At 63.5% G+C, this 22,544-nt stretch carries 19 protein-coding genes; 6 read left to right on the forward strand and 13 right to left on the reverse strand.

From position 1 onward, the window contains the following. Positions 1–86 precede the first annotated feature (86 nt). Together hpnE and hpnD are read right to left on the reverse strand one after the other, a co-directional pair. Positions 87–1,340, reverse strand: a complete 1,254-nt coding sequence (hpnE, locus tag CDV44_RS13765; protein ID WP_087688495.1) for a hydroxysqualene dehydroxylase HpnE — start codon at positions 1,338–1,340, stop codon at positions 87–89. Then, positions 1,340–2,188: a presqualene diphosphate synthase HpnD gene (gene hpnD, locus CDV44_RS13770; protein WP_087688496.1), complete on the reverse strand. Its 849-nt coding sequence runs from the start codon at positions 2,186–2,188 to the stop codon at positions 1,340–1,342. Before hpnD ends, hpnE begins: the two co-directional genes overlap by 1 nt. 350 nt (positions 2,189–2,538) lie before the next feature. On the opposite strand from hpnD, the gene hpnC reads away from it, so the two are divergent. From hpnC to CDV44_RS13785, 3 genes are all read left to right on the forward strand, one after another. Beyond that, positions 2,539–3,405 carry a squalene synthase HpnC gene (gene hpnC, locus CDV44_RS13775; RefSeq protein ID WP_087688497.1) on the forward strand — a complete coding sequence of 289 codons (867 nt, stop codon included), beginning with the start codon at positions 2,539–2,541 and terminating at the stop codon, positions 3,403–3,405. Between the two features lie 181 nt (positions 3,406–3,586). After that, positions 3,587–4,615, forward strand: coding sequence for a DMT family transporter (locus tag CDV44_RS13780; RefSeq protein WP_249277539.1), 1,029 nt, complete (start codon positions 3,587–3,589; stop codon positions 4,613–4,615). Between the two features lie 81 nt (positions 4,616–4,696). Next, positions 4,697–5,890: a nitronate monooxygenase family protein gene (locus CDV44_RS13785; protein ID WP_087688498.1), complete on the forward strand. Its 1,194-nt coding sequence runs from the start codon at positions 4,697–4,699 to the stop codon at positions 5,888–5,890. Here the strand turns inward: CDV44_RS13785 and CDV44_RS13790 are convergent. The 8 genes from CDV44_RS13790 to CDV44_RS13825 all read right to left on the reverse strand — a co-directional run bounded on the left by CDV44_RS13790 (position 5,809) and on the right by CDV44_RS13825 (position 14,040). Continuing rightward, the gene (locus tag CDV44_RS13790) at positions 5,809–6,513 is read right to left on the reverse strand and encodes a hypothetical protein (protein WP_141118735.1); all 705 of its coding nucleotides are present in this window, start codon (positions 6,511–6,513) and stop codon (positions 5,809–5,811) included. The two genes, CDV44_RS13785 and CDV44_RS13790, sit on opposite strands and share 82 nt — an antisense overlap. Positions 6,514–6,634: 121 nt before the next feature. Continuing rightward, complete coding sequence (locus CDV44_RS13795; protein WP_087688500.1) at positions 6,635–7,618, reverse strand: LysR substrate-binding domain-containing protein; 984 nt, start codon at positions 7,616–7,618, stop codon at positions 6,635–6,637. Between the two features lie 2 nt (positions 7,619–7,620). After that, positions 7,621–8,001 (reverse strand): cytochrome o ubiquinol oxidase subunit IV, encoded by a 381-nt coding sequence (cyoD, locus tag CDV44_RS13800; protein ID WP_058379729.1) that lies wholly within the window; start codon positions 7,999–8,001, stop codon positions 7,621–7,623. Continuing rightward, positions 7,998–8,639: a cytochrome o ubiquinol oxidase subunit III gene (cyoC, locus tag CDV44_RS13805; protein ID WP_058379730.1), complete on the reverse strand. Its 642-nt coding sequence runs from the start codon at positions 8,637–8,639 to the stop codon at positions 7,998–8,000. Before cyoC ends, cyoD begins: the two co-directional genes overlap by 4 nt. After that, positions 8,639–10,645 carry a cytochrome o ubiquinol oxidase subunit I gene (cyoB, locus tag CDV44_RS13810; protein ID WP_087688501.1) on the reverse strand — a complete coding sequence of 669 codons (2,007 nt, stop codon included), beginning with the start codon at positions 10,643–10,645 and terminating at the stop codon, positions 8,639–8,641. The genes cyoC and cyoB overlap by 1 nt, the downstream gene beginning before the upstream one ends. A 3-nt stretch (positions 10,646–10,648) precedes the next feature. Beyond that, positions 10,649–11,578, reverse strand: coding sequence for a ubiquinol oxidase subunit II (cyoA, locus tag CDV44_RS13815; RefSeq protein WP_249277569.1), 930 nt, complete (start codon positions 11,576–11,578; stop codon positions 10,649–10,651). Between the two features lie 257 nt (positions 11,579–11,835). After that, entirely contained in the window at positions 11,836–12,510 is a 675-nt protein-coding gene (locus tag CDV44_RS13820) for a hypothetical protein (RefSeq protein ID WP_249277540.1), read from the reverse strand. An 897-nt stretch (positions 12,511–13,407) separates the two neighbouring features. Continuing rightward, the gene (locus CDV44_RS13825) at positions 13,408–14,040 is read right to left on the reverse strand and encodes a hypothetical protein (protein WP_087688503.1); all 633 of its coding nucleotides are present in this window, start codon (positions 14,038–14,040) and stop codon (positions 13,408–13,410) included. A 365-nt stretch (positions 14,041–14,405) separates the two neighbouring features. On the opposite strand from CDV44_RS13825, the gene CDV44_RS13830 reads away from it, so the two are divergent. Beyond that, complete coding sequence (locus CDV44_RS13830; protein ID WP_087688504.1) at positions 14,406–15,008, forward strand: response regulator transcription factor; 603 nt, start codon at positions 14,406–14,408, stop codon at positions 15,006–15,008. Positions 15,009–15,065: 57 nt separating this feature from the next. Next, positions 15,066–16,652: an ATP-binding protein gene (locus tag CDV44_RS13835; protein WP_087688505.1), complete on the forward strand. Its 1,587-nt coding sequence runs from the start codon at positions 15,066–15,068 to the stop codon at positions 16,650–16,652. Positions 16,653–16,680: 28 nt separating this feature from the next. Here the strand turns inward: CDV44_RS13835 and CDV44_RS13840 are convergent, their stop codons facing one another. From CDV44_RS13840 to macA, 3 genes are read right to left on the reverse strand one after another with little or no spacing between them, the layout of a single operon-like run. Beyond that, a complete protein-coding gene (locus tag CDV44_RS13840) occupies positions 16,681–18,138 on the reverse strand; it encodes an efflux transporter outer membrane subunit (RefSeq protein WP_371328759.1) in 1,458 nt (485 codons plus the stop codon). Between the two features lie 38 nt (positions 18,139–18,176). After that, positions 18,177–20,234, reverse strand: a complete 2,058-nt coding sequence (locus tag CDV44_RS13845) for a MacB family efflux pump subunit (RefSeq protein ID WP_087688506.1) — start codon at positions 20,232–20,234, stop codon at positions 18,177–18,179. Positions 20,235–20,293: 59 nt separating this feature from the next. Continuing rightward, complete coding sequence (gene macA, locus CDV44_RS13850; RefSeq protein WP_087688507.1) at positions 20,294–21,496, reverse strand: macrolide transporter subunit MacA; 1,203 nt, start codon at positions 21,494–21,496, stop codon at positions 20,294–20,296. A gap of 406 nt (positions 21,497–21,902) precedes the next feature. Between macA and CDV44_RS13855 the strand changes: the two genes are divergently transcribed. Continuing rightward, entirely contained in the window at positions 21,903–22,538 is a 636-nt protein-coding gene (locus CDV44_RS13855; protein WP_087688508.1) for a trimeric intracellular cation channel family protein, read from the forward strand. Positions 22,539–22,544 lie beyond the last annotated feature (6 nt).

Genomic DNA, 22,544 nt, shown 5'->3' on the forward strand with positions numbered 1-22,544 from the left:
CGGTAGCAGTGGCCGTGCGTCGAGCTTCCTTCTCGGAAGCGTCGCGAATCGTATCCATGACAGTCTTGCCTTTTCAACCGGCCGTATCAGGCCGGGCTCAGTAAATCGGCGGCGCGGTTGCCGCTTCGCAACGCGCCCTCGATGGTCGCTGGCAGGCCGGTGGCCGTCCAGTCGCCGGCGAGCAAGAGATTGCGCCAGCGCGTCTTCGCCGCAGGGCGGCGTTTGTCCTGCGCCGGCGTTGCCGCAAACGTGGCGCGCTTCTCGCGCACCAGTTGCCACACCGGCATCGGCGTGACCGGCACCTGACACGCCTTCGCCACCTCTTCCCAGATGCGCAGCGCGAGCGATTCGCGCGACTCATCGAGCAGATGGTCGGCGCCGCTGATCGTCACCGACAACCGGTCTTCGAACGCGAAAATCCAGTCACTCACACCGTTCACCACACCGATCATCGGCGGGCAGCCCGGCGGGGGCGTCACCTGAAAATGCGCGTTGACGATGGCGCGGTATTCGTCCGGCGTCGTCAACTCAGGCACCAGCGAGGCCGCCACATTCGGCGGCACAGCCAGCACGACGGCATCATCCGCGCCGAGCATTTCCGGGCCGTCGCCGAAATCGATCGATTCGACCCGGCTGCCGTCGCCCGAGTAGGCCAGCGCGCGCACGCGGTGCTGCATCATGACTTGCGCGCCCTTCGCTTCCAGATACGCCAGCGCCGGGTTGACGAACGACACGTCGAGCCCGTCGCTCGCAATCAACGGATGGCAGGCTTTGCCGCCCGCCGCGAGCGTTTCGCGAATGACGGCAGCGGCCATCTGCGCCGAACCTTCCGCCGGATCGGCATTGAGCACGGCCAGAAACAGCGGATGAATCAGCCGCTTGTACAGCGCCGGCGGGCAATTCATCGCGTCGGTCATCGTCGCGTCGGGGCCGGCGCGCAGCAGCGGCGCGAGCGACAGATAATCCGACCACTTCGTGCCCGGTACGCGTGCGCTCTTGTCGAAGATCCACCACGGCAGGCGGCCTTCGGAGAGCCGCACGGTCCAGCGCTCCTCGCTATCGAGATCGACAAAGGCGAATTCGGCGCGCCCGGGGCCGGTCAGCGTGTGCTCCGAGCCGATCGTGCGGGTGAACTCACGCATGGTCGTATTGCCCGAGAGCACCAGATGGTTGCCGTTATCGATCACGGCGTTCAGCGTGCGATCGAAGTACGACCGGCAACGTCCGCCCGCCTGCGGTGCGGCTTCGTGCAGCACGACCGGCACGCCGCGCGTGGCAAGTCTTACCGCGGCGGCCAGGCCTGCGAGGCCGGCGCCGATGACATGAACCTTGCCCGCCATCAGAAAACCATCTGCCGCAGCAGCATCAGAATCAAACGCCAGCGCGGCACACGCACGCGCTCACGCGGCGCGGCAAAGCCGCGCGCAATCAGCTTGTCGAGAATCGCGCCATAGGCCTTGGCCATCACCGCCGGGGCGATGACCACACGGCGCGGGTGGCGCGCCATGATCGCGCGCGCCTTCGCGTAATGTTCATGCGCCTGCGCCACGAGCGGCGCACAAGCCCGGTCGAGCCGGGCATCGGCCATCATCGCAGGCGTGGCGTTGACGATACCGGCCTCTGCCAGCGTCTCGCGCGGCAGGTAGACGCGGCCGATGGCGGCGTCTTCGTCGATATCGCGCAGGATATTCGTCAGTTGCAGGGCGCGGCCGAGGTGGTACGACAGATCGATACCTTCCTGCTCGGGCATGCCGAACACCTTCACCGACAGGCGGCCGACGGCACTCGCCACGCGATCGCAATAGAGATCGAGGGTCGGCAGATCAGGCGCCACGATGGGGCCGCACGCATCCATTTCCATGCCGTCGATGACAGCCAGAAAATCGTCGTGCTTCAGGTCGAATTGCTTGACCACACGTGCCAGATTGGCGAGCGACGGCGCGGGACGACCTTCGTAAAGGTCGGCCAGATCGCGGCGCCAGACCGCCAGACGCGCCATGCGGCTCGCCGACGTGTCTTCGCCGTCGTCGGCAATGTCGTCTACGGCGCGGCAAAAGGCATAAATCTCGAACATGCCTTCGCGCTGTGCGGGCGGCAAAATACGCATCGCAGCATAGAAGCTGCTGCCGGACGCCACACGTGCGCTGCTTTGCTCAGGCGAAATTTCGATCGGTTCGGCGACGCTCACGAGGCTCCTCGTCGTGCAGGGGAACAGGGTGACACCACTGAAAATCCCAGGGGATTCTTGCAAACCCGGAAGTATACCGGGGATTGGCGTGACTTTCCCGCCAGGATTGGGAACGATAGCATAGAATCTCGGGGCGCTCGGGGGAGGCCCGATGGCTGAAAATCGCCCCACAGCCCTGATTTCCCGACGTTTTTTGACAATTGCGTCAGTTGGCGCGCCGCTGGCCGAACGGTGGCCGGTCCGGCACAATCGTTATCCCAGTATTCGCAACAATCGCAACTATTGCGGCGGCGGTCTTCCTCTGGCAGACACCCCTCGATTTGCCCCAATTGAATTGCCTCACCAGCCCGATGACTTCCGACGCCAAGATCGAGCATTACGAAAACTTCCCCGTAGCCAGTGTCCTGCTGCCGCGCGAAATGCGCGCGCCGGTGGGCGTGATCTACAACTTTGCCCGGACTGCCGACGACATCGCCGACGAGGGCGACGCGACCAACGCCGAGCGTCACGCCGGGCTGGCCGCCTATCAGGCTGAACTCGACAAGATCGCCGCCGGCGTGCCCACGTCGCCCGACCAGCCGCTCTTCGCCGCGCTCGCGCGCGTGATCGCCGAGCACAAGCTCTCGGTGCAGCCGTTCTCCGACCTGCTCTCGGCCTTCGATCAGGATATCGAGGTCAAGCGCTACGCCACCTTCGCCGACCTGCGCGACTACACGCGCCGCTCTGCCGACCCGGTCGGGCGCATCATGCTCGGCCTGTTCAAGCTCGACACGCCCGAGAACATTGCCTGCTCCGACGACATCTGCTCGGCGCTGCAACTGATCAACTTCTGGCAGGACGTCGAAGTCGACTGGCGCAAGGCGCGCGTCTATCTGCCGCAGGACGACATGGCACGCTTCGGTGTCACCGACGCCGATATCGACGCGAAGACGCTCGACGATCGCTGGCGCGCGCTGATGCGCTACGAAGTGGATTTTGCCCGCCGCATGATGCTGCGCGGCGCCCCCCTCGCCAACCGTGTGCCGGGGCGCTTCGGACTGGAGCTTTGCTGTGTGGTCCATGGCGGCCTGCGCATTCTCGACATGATCGAAGCGGCCAATTACGACGTCTTCCGCCACCGTCCGCAGTTGGGCAAGGGCGACGGCGTGCGCGTGTTCCTGCGCGGTGTGTGCATGAAGCTGAGCGGCCGGCCGCCCAAGGCACTCGCGGCGGCCTGAACCCCGCCAGCCCTGCCACGACTTGTTGCAATGGCAGCAGTGCCAGCAGTGGCACCATCGATCCGCACTCGGCTGGCGCTTCTCCTGCGGCCACGCTTGCCCTAACGTGATGCATTGACGCGCCGTGCCCAAGGGACGGCGCGCCCTCCCCTCACGTTCTGGAGCTTCGGAGCCGCGCGCCGTGAATCTGCCTGCCGCCCTGCAACGTCTTGCCTCGCAACAACGCGACGTCCGTGGCAGTCACGGCGCTCCCTCTCGTACGAACGCCGGCCTGATCTTCGCCATCGTCATCGTCATGTGGGGCGTGAACTGGCCGGTCAGCAAAGCGCTGCTCGCGCATGTTTCCCCTTGGTGGAGCACTGCGTTTCGCTCGACCGTCGGCATGCTCACCCTCTTCATCATCTGCGCGGCGACCCGGCGGCTGGTTTGGCCGAAACGCGGCGATCTACCCGTGATCCTGAGCGTCGGCCTACTGCACATGACGGTCTTCTCGCTGCTGGTCGCCATCAGCCTGCAATACGTGAGCGCCGGGCGCTCGGCGGTGCTCGCCTACACCACGCCGCTCTGGGTCATGCCCGCGGCCCGCCTCTGGCTGGGTGAAGCGCTGACGCCGCGCCGACTGGTCGGCATCGCCTTCGGCCTGCTCGGCATCGCGGTCATGTTCAACCCGCTGGCGTTCGACTGGCACGACCGTAATGCCGTCTTCGGCAACGCGCTCGTGCTCGCCTCGGCACTCGTGTGGGCCATCGCCATCGTCCACATGCGCGCGCATCGCTGGGTCAACGGTCCGTTCGAACTGAGCCCATGGCAATTGCTGCTCGCGAGCGTGATTCTGAGCACGCTTGCCCTCCTCTTCGATGGCCCACCGCGCATCACCGGCGTGGCGGGATTTGCCGGACTGATGACGTATGGCGGCATCGTCGGTGGCGGCATTGCTTACTGGCTGGCAGGCGTGGTCACGCGGCAGTTGCCTGCGGGCGTCACCTCGCTCGGCCTGCTCGGCGTGCCCGTCGTCGGCACGCTCGCGTCCGCGTTCCTCCTGCGTGAATCGCTCGGGCTCGACGTCTGGCTGGCCCTCGCGCTCATCGTGGGCGGCATTGCACTGGGCACGGTATCGAAACCTCCGAGCGAAGCAAGCGCATCGAATGCACCGGGCACCTCCATCGGTGAACCCACTGCGACGCCATGCCGCACCGACCCCGCCGCCTGATCTCGCTGCGCTTGACCCATCGCAAACGCCGTTCGTCGCAGGCATGACAGACTGCCCTCACGCATGACGAATGGAACTGACATGAACGAGCAATGGCTGACGCTGGCCGGCCGCCGGCTGCTGCCGGTGGTACAGGGCGGCATGGGAATCGGCATCTCCGCGCACCGACTGGCGGGCACCGTCGCACGCAATAACGGCATGGGCACGATTGCGAGCATCGACCTGCGGCACCACCACCCCGACCTGCTGGCTCGGGTCGAAGGCACCCGCGACAAGGCGGCCATCGAAGCGGTCAACCTGATCGCACTCGACCGCGAAATCCGCGCAGCCAAAGCACTTGCCGACGGCCACGGACTCGTTGCCGTGAACGTCATGAAAGCCGTGAGTGCTCACGCATCGCTCGTGCGTCAGGCGTGCGAGAGCGGCGCTGACGCCATCGTCATGGGCGCCGGTCTGCCGCTCGATCTGCCGGAACTCACGGCCGCGCACCCAAACGTTGCGCTCATCCCGATTCTGTCGGATTCACGCGGCGTGAGTCTCGTGCTGCGCAAGTGGATGAAGAAAGGCCGCCTGCCCGACGCCATCGTCATCGAACATCCCGCCCACGCCGGTGGCCATCTGGGTGCATCGCGCATCGAAGACCTCGGCGACGGGCGCTTCTCGTTCGACCGTGTGCTGACCGAATGCCGCGAGATCTACGCATCGCTCGGCATCGAGTGGGCGCGCGTGCCGCTGATCGTTGCAGGCGGCATTCATCGGCATGAACAGGTGAAGCATTGGCTGGGGCAGGGCGCGGCGGGCGTGCAATTGGGAACGGCATTCGCCGTGACTGAGGAATCCGACGCCCATCCAGCCTTCAAGGAAGTGCTCGCTACCGCCCGCCCCGAAGACATCGCGGAATTCACCAGCGTGGCGGGTTTGCCGGCGCGCGCAGTCCTCACGCCGTGGCTCAAGCGCTATCTCTCTCGTGAGACGGCATTGCAGGCGAAGGCGAAAGTGCGTCAGTGTCTGGAAGGCTTCGACTGCCTTCAGGCGTGCGGCTTGCGTGATGGCGTGGCCCGTATCGGCCAGTTCTGCATCGATCTGAAACTGGCGCAGGCCGTGCGCGGCGACGTGGCGCGCGGGCTGTTCTTCCGGGGACGCGATCCGCTGCCGTTTGGCGAACGCATCCGGCCCGTGGCGGACCTGATGCGCTACTTGCTGACCGGCGAGTCGCCTGCGGATGGGCCGGATGCCGTCGATGCGGCCGATGCCACGCCAGTCGCCATCGCCTGACCGTTGCTGGTGCTGGTGCTGGTGCTGGTGCCGCCAGTGACGCTAGTGCTGCTGGCTCCGGCAGCGCCTGAAGTCCCGCTATTGCGCGCCGCAATTCGCTTGTCGAAGAAGGCGGCCAGCGCGGGATCGTTCACGCTCAGATCGAACTGCCGGTCATTGACCGCATTGAAATAGTTGTCGCAGAGATCCGCCTTGGCGCTCTCGGTCGTCTGATCGTCGATGCTTCGCGAGTAGACGGTGAACTGCCGCTCGACTAGCATCGGCAATTGCGTGCGCAGCAACTCGTCAAAACTTTGCCGCGCCTGCGGGTCGGTGTAGGTTGCCTGCAACTCGGCGCGCACGCGGCGGCCTTCGAGCAAGTATTCGCGATGACGCGATTCCCACGCGCGTAGTGCTGCGTTGCCATGCGCGCGCGTTGCCTCGCCATACAGGCCGCATTTCTGCACCAGCTGTCCGAGCACCTGCCCCACGCCCTCGGGAGAGGCAATGGCGGCGCCCATGAGCTCGGCGTCGCTCTTGTATTGCGGCGGCTGCGCCCACACCGTGGATGCCTGTGCGAACACCGCTGCACCGACGAGCACGCTTGCGCATGCCCGTCGCCATGACTTGCGTTGTCGAGTCATTACCGGGTCATCAGGACGGCGTGCTTGGGTGGCCACGCTCTGGGAGATATCGCTTCGGCCGCGATTGAATAACGGCATCTTAGCCGAAGTCGCGGGGCGCGTCCGGGAGGCCTCGCCAAACCTATGCCGCACAGGCCTCCGGGCCGAGACGCGCCACCATATACCCGACGAAGTCTTCCAGTTTTGCCGACACGTAGCGCCCGGCCAGATGCACCAGATGCATCGGCTCGCTCACGGTTGCGTCGGCTTCCAGCACGCGAACCAACCGCCCTGCCGCCACTTCAGGCGCCAGCAGATACTCCGGCAACAACGCGATGCCCATGCCGCATACCGCCGCCTGCAACTGCGCAAACGGGTTATCGGCAATCAACCGCACATCGTGCTGCAAAGGCTGCAACGGCGACGTGCCAGTGGCAGCACGCGGACCGTCCGCACGGAGCCACTTCCCATGCGCATCGTCATAGCGAAAGCCCAGACAGTCGTGCCCGGCCAGATCGGCGGGTTGGCGCGGCACACCGCGCCGTGCCAGATAGGCGGGCGACGCACAGGCCACCCGCGTCACACCGCGCAGGGTATGCGCGACGAGCCCCGGCTCCGGCAATCCGCCTGCCTGAAATGCGGCGTGAATGCCCTCTTCCTCCAGATCGACGGCGCGGTCCTTGAGATCGAGATCGAGCGCCACATCCGGATGCGTGCGCAAATACTCGGCAAACAGCGGCATGAGCAGGTGCGCGCCCACAGTCGTTGGCGCACTGACCCGAAGCTGCCCAAGCGGGCGACGGGCCGCCTGCATCGCCGACGAAGCCGACGTTACCGATGACATCGACGACATCGACGACATCGACGAAACACCCGCCACCCCGGCGTCCGCATTCTCCACGCGCGCCAGCACCTCGGCACACTCGGCGAAATAGCGCGCCCCCAGCGCCGTCGGCACCTGCCGCCGGCCACTGCGATGCAGCAGCGGTTGCCCGAGCCGCGCTTCCAGCGCCTGCACATGACGCGACGCGGTCACCGCCGACATCGCACAGGCGGCGGCACCGGCGCTGAGACTCCCGGCGCGTACCACCTGAACGAACACCTCCATGCATTTGAGGCGGTCCATGATCAATCGCGCAGCTTGGCCCGTTCGATCGACATGTGCGTCGGCATCATGTTGGTGTTGGCGTTATGCATCACCCACAGCGAGCCCGCCACGATGATGGCAATCAGCCCGGCCGTGCACAGGAAGATGGCCGAGTTCTGCCGCTGATCGCGCTTCGCACCGATATGCAGGAAGTACACCAGTTGCACGATCAACTGCGCGACGCAGAGCACCACGATGGTGGCGAGCCCCATACCGCGCGGCACCACGCCGAGCATGACCGCACCGAACGACGCGAAGGTCAGCACCAGCGACAGGAAGAAGCCGATCACATAGTCGCGCAGGCCGCCGTGCGACGCGCTCGCCGCGTGGGTTTGTGACGTTGGTGAATGAGCGCTCGTCATACGAACTCCCGCAGATAGACGAAGGTGAACACGCAGATCCAGACCAGATCCAGAAAGTGCCAGAACAGGCTCAGGCATTGCAGGCGGCGGCGTACCACGTCGTCGAAACCGAAGCGGCGAATCTGGTCGATCATCACCACGAGCCACAGCAAGCCGCACGTCACGTGCAGCCCGTGCGTGCCCACGAGCGTGAAGAAGGCCGACAGGAACGCGCTGCGCCCCGGCCCGGCCCCTTCGTGAATCAGCGCCGAGAATTCATACACTTCCATCGCGACGAAGGCCGCGCCCAGCGCGAAGGTCAGCCACAGCCAGCGCTTCACGTTGGCTTCGTTGCCCGGGCGAATCGACAGCGACGCCAGCCCGAACGTAAAGCTCGAGAGCAACAGCAGCATCGTTTCGCCGAGCACGAACGGCAGCTCGAACAACTCGCGCCCGACCGGGCCGCCTGCCGTGTTCTGCGCGAGCACACCGAAGGTGGCAAACAGCACGCAGAAGATGAGGCAGTCGCTCATCAGGTAGATCCAGAAGCCGAGCGTGGTGTTCACGCCCGCATCGTGGTGCCCGTGCGCAGTGTCGTGGAGGTGGGCCCCGGCGTGCGCGCCGTGCCCGTGAGTGGGGTTGAGGGTTGCGCCGGACATCAGGCTGCCTTTGGAATGGATTGAGACTGGGGCTGCGCGGCGCGCAGATCGTCGTAGCGGGCCCGCTCGATGCGCGCGACTTCCGCCGCCGGGACGTAGTAATCGACGTCGCGATCGTAGGTGCGCCACAGGAACGTGGCGATGGTCGCCACCAGACTGGCGCCGGCCAGCCACCAGATGTGCCAGATCAGGGCAAAGCACATCACCGCACTGAACACCGAGACCACGAAGCCCGCGCCGGTATTACGCGGCATATGGATGTCTTCGTAGTGCTTCGGCTCACGCCAGGCGAGGCCGCGCACCTTGTCGTCCCAATGCTGTTCGAGCGAATCGATGTTCGGCACGTGCGCGAAGTTGTAGAACGGTGCCGGCGACGACGTCGCCCACTCCAGACTGCGCGCATCCCACGGGTCGCCCGTCAGGTCGCGATTGTCCTTGCGGTCACGCACGCTCACCACCAACTGCACGATGAACGCCAGAATACCCAGACCGATCACGGCGGCGCCCACGGCGGCCACGATCAGATACGGCTGCCAATCGGCCTGCACGTAGTGGTTCATGCGGCGCGTCATGCCCTTGAAGCCGAGCACATACAGCGGCATGAAGGCCAGATAGAAGCCCACCAGCCAGCAGAAGAACGAAATCTTGCCCCAGCGCTCGTTGAGCGTGAAACCGAACACCTTCGGGAACCAGAACGTAATCCCGGCCAGACACCCGAACACCACGCCGCCGATGATCACGTTGTGGAAGTGCGCCACGAGGAACAGCGAGTTGTGCAGCACGAAGTCCGCGCCCGGCACGGCCAGCAGCACACCGGTCATGCCGCCGATCGCAAACGTCACCATGAAGCCGATGGTCCAGAGCGTGGACGAGTGGTAACGAATGCGGCCCTGATACATCGTGAAGAGCCAGTTGAACAGCTTCACGCCGGTCGGAATCGAGATGATCGTCGTCATGATGCCGAAGAAGGCATTCACGTTCGCGCCCGAGCCCATCGTGAAGAAGTGGTGCAGCCACACGAAGAACGACAGAATGCCGATCGACGACGTCGCGTAGACCATCGACTTGTAGCCGAACAGCGGCTTGCGCGAGAACGTGGCGATGATCTCCGAGAACGCCCCGAACGCCGGCAGAATCAGGATGTACACCTCCGGGTGCCCCCAGATCCAGATCAGGTTCACGTACATCATGGCGTTGCCGCCGAGCTCGTTCGTGAAGAAGTGCATGCCCAGATAGCGGTCGGCGGTGAGCAGCGCGAGCGTGGCGGTCAGCACCGGAAACACGGCAACGATCAGGATGTTGGTGATGAGCGCGGTCCACGTGAACACGGGCATCTTCATCAGGTTCATGCCCGGTGCACGCATGCGCAGAATCGTCACGATGAAGTTGATGCCGGTGAGCGTGGTGCCAAGCCCCGATATCTGTAGCGACCAGATGTAGTAATCCACCCCGACCGTTGGGCTATACCCCAGCTCGGACAGCGGCGGATACGCCACCCAGCCCGTGGCCGCGAAATCGCCCACGAACATCGACATCATGACCAGCACGGCGCCCATGGCGGCGAGCCAGAACGAGAGCGAGTTCACGAACGGGAACGCCACGTCGCGCGCGCCGATTTGCAGCGGCACGATCACGTTCATCAGGCCAAGCACCAGCGGCGTGGCCACGAAGAAGATCATGATCACGCCGTGCGCGGTGAAGATCTGGTCGTAGTGATGCGGCGGCAGATAGCCGGCTTCGCCACCGGCTGCAACGGCCTGCTGGGCGCGCATCATGATCGCGTCGGCAAAGCCGCGCAGCAGCATGATGAGCGCGAGCACGATATACATCACGCCGATGCGTTTGTGATCGACGGAGGTAATCCACTCCGTCCAGAGGTATTGCCACTTGCGGTAATACGTAATGGCACCGAGCAGCGCCGCGCCGCCCAGCAACACCACCGCCAGCGTGCCCATGATGATGGGCTCGTGCAGCGGGATGGCGTCGAGATCGAGTTTTCCGAACATGACTTACTCCGTGAGCGAATTCGGCGCGATGGCCGGCGACCTGACGCCAGCCAGTTGCTGCGTCTCTACGCGGCAATTGGCGGCGGCGATGATGTCGTCGAGTGCGCTGCGCGTGCCGTTAGCGGCCACGCTGCCGTCCATCGGCCCCATGTATTTGCCGACGATGGCGTCGAACAATCCCGGCATCACGTTCGCGTAAATCGGCACCGGCACGCCCGTGCCCGGTTGTTCAAGCTTCACGTAGGTGGGCGCGTCGAGCGTGTCGGGCGAGCCTTGCGCTTCGTGCACCCATTTCTCGAAATCCGCACGCGAGGTCACGTGCGCCTTGAAATGCATATCGGAAAAGCCTGCGCCGCTGTACGCCGACGACATGCCGGCATAGGTGCCGGTCTGGTTGGCGATCAGGTGCAGCTTGGTCTGCATGCCTGACATCGCGTAGACCATGCTGCCGAGTTGCGGGATGAAGAAGGCGTTCATCAACGACTCGGCCGTGAGCTTGAACTCGACGGGCGTGTCGACTGGCAGCACCAGCCGGTTGACGGTGGCGACGTGGTAGTCGGGATAGATGAAGAGCCACTTCCAGTTGAGCGCGACGACTTCCACGCGCACGGGCGGTTTGTCGGACGCCACCGGCTCGATCGGCCGGTACGGGTCCAGCTTGTGCGTGGTCTCCCAGATCATCACGGCGAGTGCGACGACGATGATGACGGGGATCGTCCAGACGACGACTTCGATCTTGGTGGAGTGCGACCACTTGGGCGAATAGGTCGCGGCCGTGTTCGATTCGCGATAACGCCAGAAGAACACCAGCGTGAGCACGATCACGGGCACCACGACGAGCAGCATGACACCGAGCGCGATCAGGATCAGATGCTTCTCCTGTTCGCCGACACTGCCCTTCGGGTCGAGCAATTCGAGCGTGCAACCGCTCATGGGCACCGTCGCGAGCAGCGCGCCGGCCCGGGCGCACCACGTTTGCCAGCGCGTGCCGCTTATTCTGTCCGCCCGCTCCCGCGAGAGGGGCCAGACGTTATGCATGGGCATTTCGAACCTCTATGTATGGATACAAAATTTGCGTTTCGAATGCTACTCACACGCATAATCCATACATCGCGACATAATGACGCAGGGAGGAACCTGTTGGCCCGGCACGTGGTGCGCGAGCGCCTCATTAGCTTGCCTACATGGCGTCAGCGCTGCCCGGCGGCCCGGGGCGGGGCACAGCAGTTTTGGGTATCGATCTTGCGCCCCCGGCACGACGGCAATGCAGGAGACGACTTGCACATCAGCGCGTTGGCCGGCCATGTGTAGGTGAAATGCCGGTCGAGCATGCATAGCTCGGCGGCGGCCACGTCGTCCGCTTTCATCAGGTCGACGCCCGGCTGCGTGACGCTCGCGAAGCCGCAGTCGCGCATGGCCTGCTTCACGCCGTCGGCGTCGGTATTCGCACGTTTCCAAAACGTGTAGGGCGGCGGCAGCGCGGCGCGCGTGCTGTGCACGGCGGGATCGAAGTCCGGATCGGTGCCGAAGGTTCTGCCGCGCGGCACGTTGGCGCAGGCGGGTAATTCCGGTGAATCGGTGCAAAGGATGCGGCGGCCCTGATAGCGGAACCCGATTTCAATCATGCACAGTTGCGCCTGAGCGACGTCGTTGGTGGACATCTCGCGCGGGGAGATATTGGCCGGATCAGGGAAGCCGCAATCGACCATGGCCCGTCGCACACCCAACTCGCTGACGCCCGGCTGCGTCCACAGCGTGTATGCCGCAGGGGGTGGCTGAAACGGCCGCGTGGTGCAAGCGGCAGCGCCAAGACAAAGCAGGACGGCGCTAAGCGTCGTGCGGACTAAGGAGACGGTTGGGAACATTGGCATAACGATTTAAAAAGCGCCATTGAGTCGCGCCGATTATAGCGACGCCCCTTCCTCCTCCCTTTGCGATTCCCAATGCCGGGGCACGTGCAACAGGGCACTGTGATTTATACGGGCCGGCAATCGCGGCCTTCGTCGAATCCCCGAAAAGCCCCGCTAGATAAGGCATTCCGCCCATCGCGCGCACGCCCGACTCCTCGACTTTTCACCGACTTGTATTAATCACAGTTTCGGCGCGGCAGGCCGATGACGATACTTCATTCAACGGCCAACGCAACAAAGCAGCCGCGAAACACCGAAGCCAAATCGAACCCTGAACCGCAACTTGAATCGCTGAAAAAAGGAGCCACACCATGTTCCCGTTCGCCTACCTCTTCGACACCTACGCCGAACCCGCCGCCAACTATGTGATCACCGTCGGCCACTTCTTCGGCTACTGAGCCGAACCAACCGAAACACCCGCCTCACCCTTAAATCGCCACACCACTGACTCAGGAGAAACACCATGGCAGCTATCGCTCACTACATCGGCCGCGACGTCGTCCCCTTCATCGCCAGCCTGCCGATCTTCAACTGAAGCACGCGTCACACCCACAACTTCGCACCTGAACAAGGAGAAACAACACATGGCCATGACCTTCATGCTTCAAGCCGCTGCGCTCGCCGGAGTGATGATGGACTGCAACTTCACCGATATCTTCTGATCGGTGGCGTCCCCCGGCGTCCCTACCCCACCGACACGGAAAATGACCACTTCACGCGGGAATGCCGCGCAGTCAAGCAGGTCTGACGTTCAGCGCCTGAAGCGAACGTCCGCGAAATCCCGTAAAAAATGCCGCTTCGATCTGCGTCGAAGCGGCATTGCGATCTTCTGGAGACTCACCGCAACGCGGTTCAACTTCTTAGCGGAATCGATACCAGCATCCCTCGTCTTGCATAGAATCGCTCGGCTTCTTTGATAGGAAGACTGACATCCATCTGGTAGGGAGGCACGCCAGACGGGTTATGAAACCGAATGTGATCGAGGTCCGATCCGTGTATGAGAACGAGGTGCCCGCCCCTGCGAGAGTTTGGCGTCTTTGGATTTCTGATCTCCGGACTGACCGAAACCAATGCCATGCAAAATGGTGAAATTTCGTTTGCAATGTCGGAGAGTGGCATGTCTTCGAATACGCTGATATCGAGATGAAAGCGCACACGCACCCAATTGCAAAACGGCCGGTAAATCAGTCCCGTCACCGAGTTGTCGCCGTGTTTGATGTATGCGCCGACCGATAGCGCCTCACAGAGCATTTCATAGCGAGTTCCGTGCGGGATTGACAGAAAATCGAGAATCGACTCGAGGCATGCAATGCCGCATATCCGTCTAGCCCAAAAACGGTAATCAGCCTCCGAGGAGAAACCCGAAAGGGTCCACATGGGATCATCACAAGGATCGATCAAGCCCGCAATGATGCCCTCGTTGAGCTCGGGCGATGCCCACTGAGATCGATAAGGAACGCCTGTGTGATGAAATTTATTGTCCATTCGTGGAACCGACGCTGTTCGCTAAGTTGTAACCGATTGGGTGGCCCCACATAGCCCGCCTCCTCGAGTTTGAACGCGTTATAGAGCGTCCGGAGCGGGGGCCTGGGGAAGTATTTAATCAGAAAACATCGCGATTTTTATCGTTTGACCGTTGGGAATTGGCCGAGAAACTCTGGCAGTGATGAGGCGATAGGAGCGATGTACCAGGGGAATTCACTGTCGAAACGAATTTGGACGGGCAGCATTGCCCTCCACCAGGACCACTTCACGCGGTCCTTTTTCTTTTGGTGGACGGCACAGGAATTTCGTCATCCGGCGTTTCCTAGTACGATTTCGGCATTACACGAAAAATTAGGGCCAGCGGGATGACTTCTCCTACCAAAGTGTTCTGCATCGAAGACGATCACGATTCGGCAGACCTGATTCGCGAAGACCTGACCGATCGCGGTTATGTCGTCAAAGTCGCACACGACTTCACGGCAGCACTCGCCACACTGGCGTCATTCATGCCCGACATCATCGTGTGCGACGTGAATGTGCCGGGCATGACCGGCTTCGAGTTTCTGGAAAGCGCACGCAGCATCATTCAGGGCGAGCGCAAGATTCCGTTCATCTTTCTGACGGGCAACGCCGACAAGGCCTCGATCATGCGCGGGCACAGCACCGGCGCCGACGAATACATGCTCAAGCCGGTCGATTTCGACGTGCTCGATACGGTGATCCGGAAATACACGCACCATGACGAGCCGGACGACGGCGCTTCGCTGCCCTTCGGCATCACCAAACGCGAAGTCGAGATTCTGCAATGGTCGGCGCGCGGCAAGACCTCCGCCGAAATCGCGATCATTCTCGATCTGAGCAAGCGAACGGTCGACTTTCACATCGACAACGCCCGCGAAAAGCTCAACGTCGCCACCCGCACCGAAGCCGTCGTGCGCGCCGCGCTGCTCAATATCATTCAGCTTTGACGGCAGACGACTCCCGTCGCCCCGCCCGCCTACGCTCAGTCCGAACGGATCCACCGCATGCCTAAAGCGTCCAAACAGCCGAACACGAAGCTCCCCGTTCGGGGGCGAATGTATCTTCTGCTCGTCATCTGCCTCGTCGTCATGGTCGCCGTGGGCGTCGTGGTGCACCGCGAAGTCGACACCGCGCAACGCACCGCACTCGCCGCCGAGCGTGCGCAGATCGACAATCTGAGCGTGCTCGAAGAACTCAACGACTACATCTCCGACTTCCGCACCGTCGAATCCGAAGCGCTCGCGCCAATGTCGCCCAAGGCGCTCGCGGCCATCCGCAGCGCCGCCGACGAGTTCGACGACAAGATCAAAAACGCCTCCGATCGCTACCAGAAGCTGCTGGTGCATGACGAATACCGTCTGGCCTTCTCGAAATTCCAGACGCAATGGGCACAGTACCGCCGGATTTCGAATCAGGTCTTTCAGCTCGCACAGAACGGTAAGCTGGGCGACGCCGTCAAGCTCTACCGGGGCGAATCGAACAACAAGTACACGCTGGCCAACAGCACCTTCGGCGCCCTGGTGTTCCGCAGCACCGAAGGGCTGATCAAGAACGTCGAGACGAAAGGCAACGCCGCACATACCCGGTTGCTGCAAATCGACGCGCTGATCGCCGCGATGATTCTGGTTACGCTGGGCTGCCTCGTGTATGTGGATGCGGCGATCCTGCGGCCGTTCACGCGCCTGATCGCGCTCGCCGGCAACGCCATCTCGGGCAAGAACAAGGCACGCCTGCCATGGCTCACGCGAGGCGACGAGATCGGCACGCTCTCGCGCACGATTGCCAAGTTTCAGGAAAGCACGTCGTCACTGGTGCGCAACCAGAAGCTCACGACGGCCAAGAACACCATTCTCCAGCGGGCGCTGGCCAATGAAGAGCGGCTCAATAACTTCCAGAAGACGTTCCGCTCGATGGCCTCACACGAGTTCCGCACGCTGCTCAATGTGATCGACGGCCATGCGCAGCGATTGCTGAGCCCGCGTAACGAAGAAACCGATTCGCGCCCGCGCTACACCAAGATTCGCGAAGCCGTGGCAAAGCTCAACAATGTGATTCAAAACTGGCTGGAGGCCGCGCAAAGCGCCTCGCTCGACGATCCGAAGTTCGGCAAGCGCAGCGAGTTGTCGCTGGTGGCGTTGCTGGAAGACGTGCGCGATGTGGGCTCGGACATGTTCCCTAACGCGACCATTACGGTGACCCCGACGACGGACCTCGACAGCCGCATGATCGGCGACAGCAACGTGCTGTTCCACGCGTTCATCAATATCGTGAGCAACGCGACGAAGTACACGATGCTGCCGCCCGCCATCGATATCGGGGTGGCCGATGCGGGCGATGCCCTTCGCGTGGTACTGCGCGACAACGGCACCGGTATCCCGGAGGAAGAACTCAAGGAGATCTTCCAGATGTCGTTCCGTTCGCGCAGCAATGCCGTGCTCGAAGATGGCTCGGGGGTCGGGCTGGCCGTCGTGCACGCGGCCATCGAATTCCATCAGGGCACGATCGAGGTGACCAGTCAGGTCGGTGTGGGCACCACGTTCACCATCACGCTGCCGAAGGCGCCGGTCGTTCAGGAAGCTGCCGAGGCCTGAGCCTGCACCTTCGCTACGTCGGCTGGCGTCAGTCCGCCGACGGCGCCACATCGCTGGCGCTGCCACCACCACCCAGCGTCTTGTACAGCGCCATGCGGTTGTTGAGCCGATTCAGGCGCACCAGCGCATCGGCGCTTTGTGCGTCCCGCACGCGCTGCTGCTGATCCAGCCATAACTGCACGCCCGTGGCCCCTGCGAGAAAACGCGAGCGCGCCAGCGTCTCGGCGCGCTGCGCCTGCGCGAGCGACAGCGTACGCTGCTCGCCCTCGCGGGTCAGTTGCTCACGCGCCGACAATGCGTTCTCGACTTCACCCAGCGCCGTGTAGAGCGTCTTGCGGAACAAGATCACTGCCTCGTCGAACTGCGTTTGCGACACCTTGATCTGCAACTGCATGGTGTTCCACTGAATGAACGGCAGTGCCAGCCCCAGCCCCAGCGAGCCCACCGGATTCATCAGCGCACTCGACAGATTCGTGCTCGTCGTACCGGCCTGCCCCGTCAGTGTGAACGTCGGATAGAAGCTGGTGCGGGTGACATCGACATTCGCCAGAAACCCGCGCAGACGCCATTCCGCAGCACGCACATCCGGGCGGCGGCTCAGCAACTCGGCGGGCAAGCCCGCAGGCACCACCGGCAACGCGGCGGCCGGCAAGGCCGACGGCTCGGGTGCCGACTGCTCGGGCGGCCGGTCGAACAGAATGGCCAGCGCGTTACGGTTCTCCGTGCGCTGCTGCACGAGTTGCGTGATCGCGGCACGTTGCTCAGAGAGGTTCTGTTCGGTCTGCGCTACATCCAGCCCCGAGACGGCCCCTGCCGCATACTTCGAGCGCACCAGCGCCAGCGTGCGTTCCGCATAGGCAATGTTGGCTTCGGCGTAGGCAATCTTTTCATTCAGATAGCCGATCTGCCAATAGAAGCTCGCCGTCGAACTGATCAGCGACAGCCGGGTGGCCTCACGGTCGGCGTCGGTCGCGTCGGCTTCCCAGCGGGCAGCGTCGCGCTGTGCGGCCAGCTTGCCCCACAGATCCAGCTCGTAGCTCACCTGCACCTGCAACTGACTGCCGCGCGACATCCGATGCGTGTCGAGCGTGCGGCTGACCTGCCCATTGCCCTGCACGGTCACGCCGGGCGTGAGATTCGTATCGGCAAGCCCCGCCTGCAACTGCGCGCGGTAGACGCGGATACCCGCCGCCGCCAGATCGTTGTTGGCGGCGAGTACGTCAATCATCAGACGGTCGAGCACCGGGTCGCCGAAGGCGCGCCAGAAGTCCGGTGCCATGAGCGGCGCCGGAGCGGTTGCCGTGCCGGCTGCCGCTGCGGTTGACACCGGCGCCGCAGTGCCGCTCCATTGCGTCGGCACCGGCACCGCCGGCAGCGGTTCGTGACGCACACCGGCACAACCGGAGAGCAACACGGTCGCGCTCGCCGCGAGGGCGAGCAGCGTGCGGGAAACCGTGGGAAACGTCGGCATAGGAAACGTCGGCATCACAGAACTCGTGGAATTACGGATCATCAGTCGCTACCTCAATCGCGCGCGAGCGCTTCAACCGGATCGAGCCGGGCGGCATTGCGCGCCGGCATGAAACCGAAGACCACACCGATGAGCGTCGAACACAGGAATGCCGTGACGATCGAGCCCATCGAAAACACCATCTTCCACTTGGCGACGAACAACGAGAACACGAAGCTCGCCCCGAACGACAGCGCAATACCGATCGCGCCGCCCATCAGACAGACCATCACCGCCTCGACCAGAAACTGCTGCATGATGTCGCTCTGACGCGCGCCGACGGCCATACGAATGCCGATCTCCCGCGTCCGCTCGGTGACCGACACGATCATGATGTTCATCACGCCGATACCGCCCACCACCAGCGAAATCACGGCAATCAGCGAGAGCAGCAACGTGAGCGACTGGCTGGTCTTCTCGACCGTCTTCACGATGCTGTCCATGTTGTAGGTGAAGAAGTCCTTGCGCCCGTGGCGCTGCGTCATCAGCGTCTCAAGGCTCTTCTCGGCAATCTTGCTCGGCTGACCGTCGCGCACCCGCACGGTGATGCTGTCGACGTTGCGTTGCCCGAAGAGCCGGCCACTCGCCGTGGTGTATGGCACCCAGATGTTCAGGCTCTTCATGTCGCCAAAGGCGCTCTTCTTCTCTTCCGTCACACCGATCACCACGCACGGCAGGTTGTCGACGAAGATCACTTCGCCCAGCGGATTCGGGTTCGTCGGGAAGAGCTTGCGGCGCGTGTTCTGATCGATCACGGCGACCTGTGCCTGACGGCGCACCTCATCGGGACCGAAGGCGATACCCTGCGCGATCTTCATGCCGCGCACCTGGAAGAAGCTCTCCCCGACGCCGGTCACGGTCGCGTTGGCGTCCACGTTGCGGTAGCGCAGCAGCAGATTGCGCGCGGTCTCGGGCGTCACGCTGTCGACATAGTTCTGTTCGGTCAGCGCGTACACGTCTTCCGGCACCAGCGTCTGAATCGTGCCCGCGCGGCTGTCGCCCCAGTCTTTGCCGGGATAAATGTTGATGGTGTTCGTCCCGATGCTGCCGATCTCGGCGAGCATGTAGCGTTTGGCACCTTCACCAATGGCCACGATGGACACCACCGACGTGATACCGATGATGATGCCGAGCATCGTCAGGAACGTGCGCAGCCGGTGTGAGACCAGCGCAATCCACGCCATACGGAACGCCTCGGCAAAGCGGCCGACGCCACCGGTCCAGCGGTGCTCGGGCATGGGCGATGTGTTGGCGAGAGCGTCGCCGGTGGCTGCGGCCGTGGCCGCCTTTGCGCCGACATCCGCCGCCGCCCTCGCAGCATTGGCGACTTCGTCACCGTCGTCGTCCGGCGCCCCGGGCGCTACCGCTTCGTCATCGGCTACCGGTGTGTTCTGCCGGTCGGCAACCACTTCGCCGTCGCGAATCTCGATGATGCGACGCGCGTGAGCGGCCACGTGCTCGTCGTGCGTGACGATGATGACCGTATGCCCGAGCGCGTTGAGTTCGCGCAGGATACGGATGACCTCCTTGCCGCTACGGGTATCGAGCGCCCCGGTCGGCTCGTCGGCCAGAATCACATCGCCGCCGTTCATCAGCGCACGCGCAATACTCACGCGCTGCTGCTGACCACCGGACAACTGGCTGGGCCGATGATGCGTACGATCCGCCAGACCCAAGCGGGAAAGCAGTTGCTCGGCCCGGGCGCGGCGAGCCGCGTGCGGTGCGCCGGTGTAGACCGCCGGCATCTCCACATTCCCCGCGGCCTCCAGATGGGGCAACAGGTGATAGCGCTGGAAGATAAAGCCGAAGTGTTCGCGGCGCAGTTGCGCGAGTGCGTCGGCGTCGAGATCACGGGTCTCGCGCCCGGCCACGCGGTAGCTGCCTTCGCTCGGGTGGTCGAGACAGCCGAGGATGTTCATCAGCGTCGACTTGCCGGAACCCGACGCGCCCATGATCGCAACGATCTCCCCCGCCTCGATGGTGAGGTTCACGTTGCGCAGCACGACGACGTCGCGATCGCCCGCCGGAAACCGCCGCGTGATACCGGTCAGTTCGAGCATGGGATGCGCCATCGGGTGCGACGGGGCCGGGTGTGTCGCGGAGGGGGGCGTCATGGTTTCAGCCATTGCCATTACCCCGCGCTGACCGAATCACCGGACGCATCGTTGCGTGCGTCCTTGACGTCGCCGGCCTCGCCGATCACGACCTGATCGCCGGCAGCGAGCCCTTCCTTCACTTCGACCTTCACGTTGTTGTTCAGCCCCGTGCGGACCTGACGCGTGACCACCTTGCCGTCCGCGCCCACCACCCGCACGTCATAGCGACCGTCCGCCTGCTTCTTGCCCAGCGCGGCCACGGGAATGCTCAGGGCCTGCTTGGCGGTGCTCAGCAGGACATTGACCTGTGCAGTCATCGAGATGCGCAGCTTGTGATCGGGGTTGGGCACTTCGAACAACGCGTTGTAGAACACCGCCGTATTGCTGCGCGACCCGCCCAGCCCGCCGAGCGAGCCCTGCGTGTCGAGGAAGTTCTGCGGTGCCGGTTCGATCGCGCGCAGCTTGCCGTAGTAACGCTTGTCCGGCTCGCCAAGAATCGTGAAGTACGTCGTCTGGCCCGGCGCGATACGGATTACGTCGGCTTCCGACACCTGCGCCTTGATGGTCATCGTGTCCAGATCGGCCAGCTTCAGAATCACCGGTGCCTGCTGCTGGGCAATCACGGTCTGGCCTTCCTGCGTGACGATGGCCACGACCTGACCGTCCATCGGCGCAACGATACGCGTGTAGCCGAGGTTGGCGCGGGCCGACTCGATCTGGATCGCTGCCGAACGGATCTTTGCTTCCAGCGCCGCCAGGTTCGCCCGTTGCGCATCGAGATCGGCTTGTGCCGCTTCGAAATCCTGACGTGAGGTCGCATCGTCGGGCAGCATCTGCCGCTGACGCCGGAACGCCAGATCGGCCTTCGCCAGCAACGCCTGCGTGGCGCGACGCTGCGCTTGCAGGTCCTGCTCATTGGCTTCGGCCTGACGCAGCGTGTTCTGCGAGAGCACCGGATCGATCTCGGCGAGCCACTGGCCCTTGGTCACCTTGTCGCCCAGCTTGACCTTGAGCGACTTCAACTGCCCCGACACCTGCGCGCCGACATCCACCTGCGTGAAGGCCACCAACGTGCCCGTGGCAAGCACGGCATTCTCGAGGTCGCTGCGCTCGACCTTGGCGGTCAGATACTGCGGCGGTTTCGGCGAGACGACACTGCGAATCCCAAGAATCAGGAGAACGGCGAGCACGACAAGACTGGCGACGAGATAACGCCGGCGTCGAATGAACTGGATCATGGAGCGATGTGAACGATCAAAGAAGGCGCGTCGAAGAAAGCGGGTTGCCCGGACCGGCGCCGCGCAGAGGCCATCTGAAGATCAGACGGGTGGGACGTGGCGCCAGCGCCGCTTGCCTGCCGGCCGACCGGCCAGCCAGACCACTGGCTGGTTCCACGCCTCCGCTCGGCAGCACCGTTCGGAGCACGAAAAGTAGAGAGTTTAAGGGCTTTGCTGCCTTTGAAAAAAGATCACCGCACCAAACGCATCAGAAACTCCCCTCGTTGGAAGCAGTGTCTCACTGGCCCATGACGCTGAAAACTTGTACAAATCACAGTTGGCCGGATGGCGCGAGTCCGGCAACGTGCCGGGCAGACCGTTGCCGCCGGACGCGGTGGTATATTCCCCCCGCACTTCAGGGAACCTTATGAAAACCGAAATCTTCTACGCTCTCTACCTGATCGCCATCGTGACCGAAGCGATGTCAGGCGCGATCATGGGGATGCAACGCGGCATGGACCGCTTCGGACTCGCCTTCGTCGGCATGGTCACCGCGCTCGGTGGCGGCACGATTCGCGACGTATTGTTCGGCCGCCATCCGCTGGTTTGGATCGCCCATCCGGAGTACCTCTTGCTCACGCTCGGGGCGGCCACGCTCGCGTCCATCGTCGCGCGCCACATTCACCGGCTGCGCATGACGTTCATCACCGTGGACGCCATCGGGCTTGCCGCCTTCACGATTCTCGGCTGCGACATCGGCATGACCGTGAGTACCAGCCCGGTGATCGTCGTGCTCGCGGGCGTGCTGACGGGTATCGGCGGCGGGATGCTGCGCGATCTGCTGTGCGGACAGGTGCCGATGGTACTGCGCCGCGAGATGTACGCGAGCGTGGCGTGCATCGCCGGCGCGCTCTACGTCGCCATGCTGCATTTCGGCGTCGAGAACGGCATCGCCACGGCCATCGGCTGCGTCGCGGGCTTCGTCATCCGCATGCTGGCCGTGTGGTTCGGCTGGCGCTTTCGCACCTTCGAGAACGACGCGCCGACGGAGCCGCTGCATTGATCGGTA

It is taken from the genome of Pandoraea sp. PE-S2R-1, assembly GCF_002179865.1.
In the GTDB taxonomy this organism is placed as follows: Bacteria; Pseudomonadota; Gammaproteobacteria; order Burkholderiales; family Burkholderiaceae; genus Pandoraea.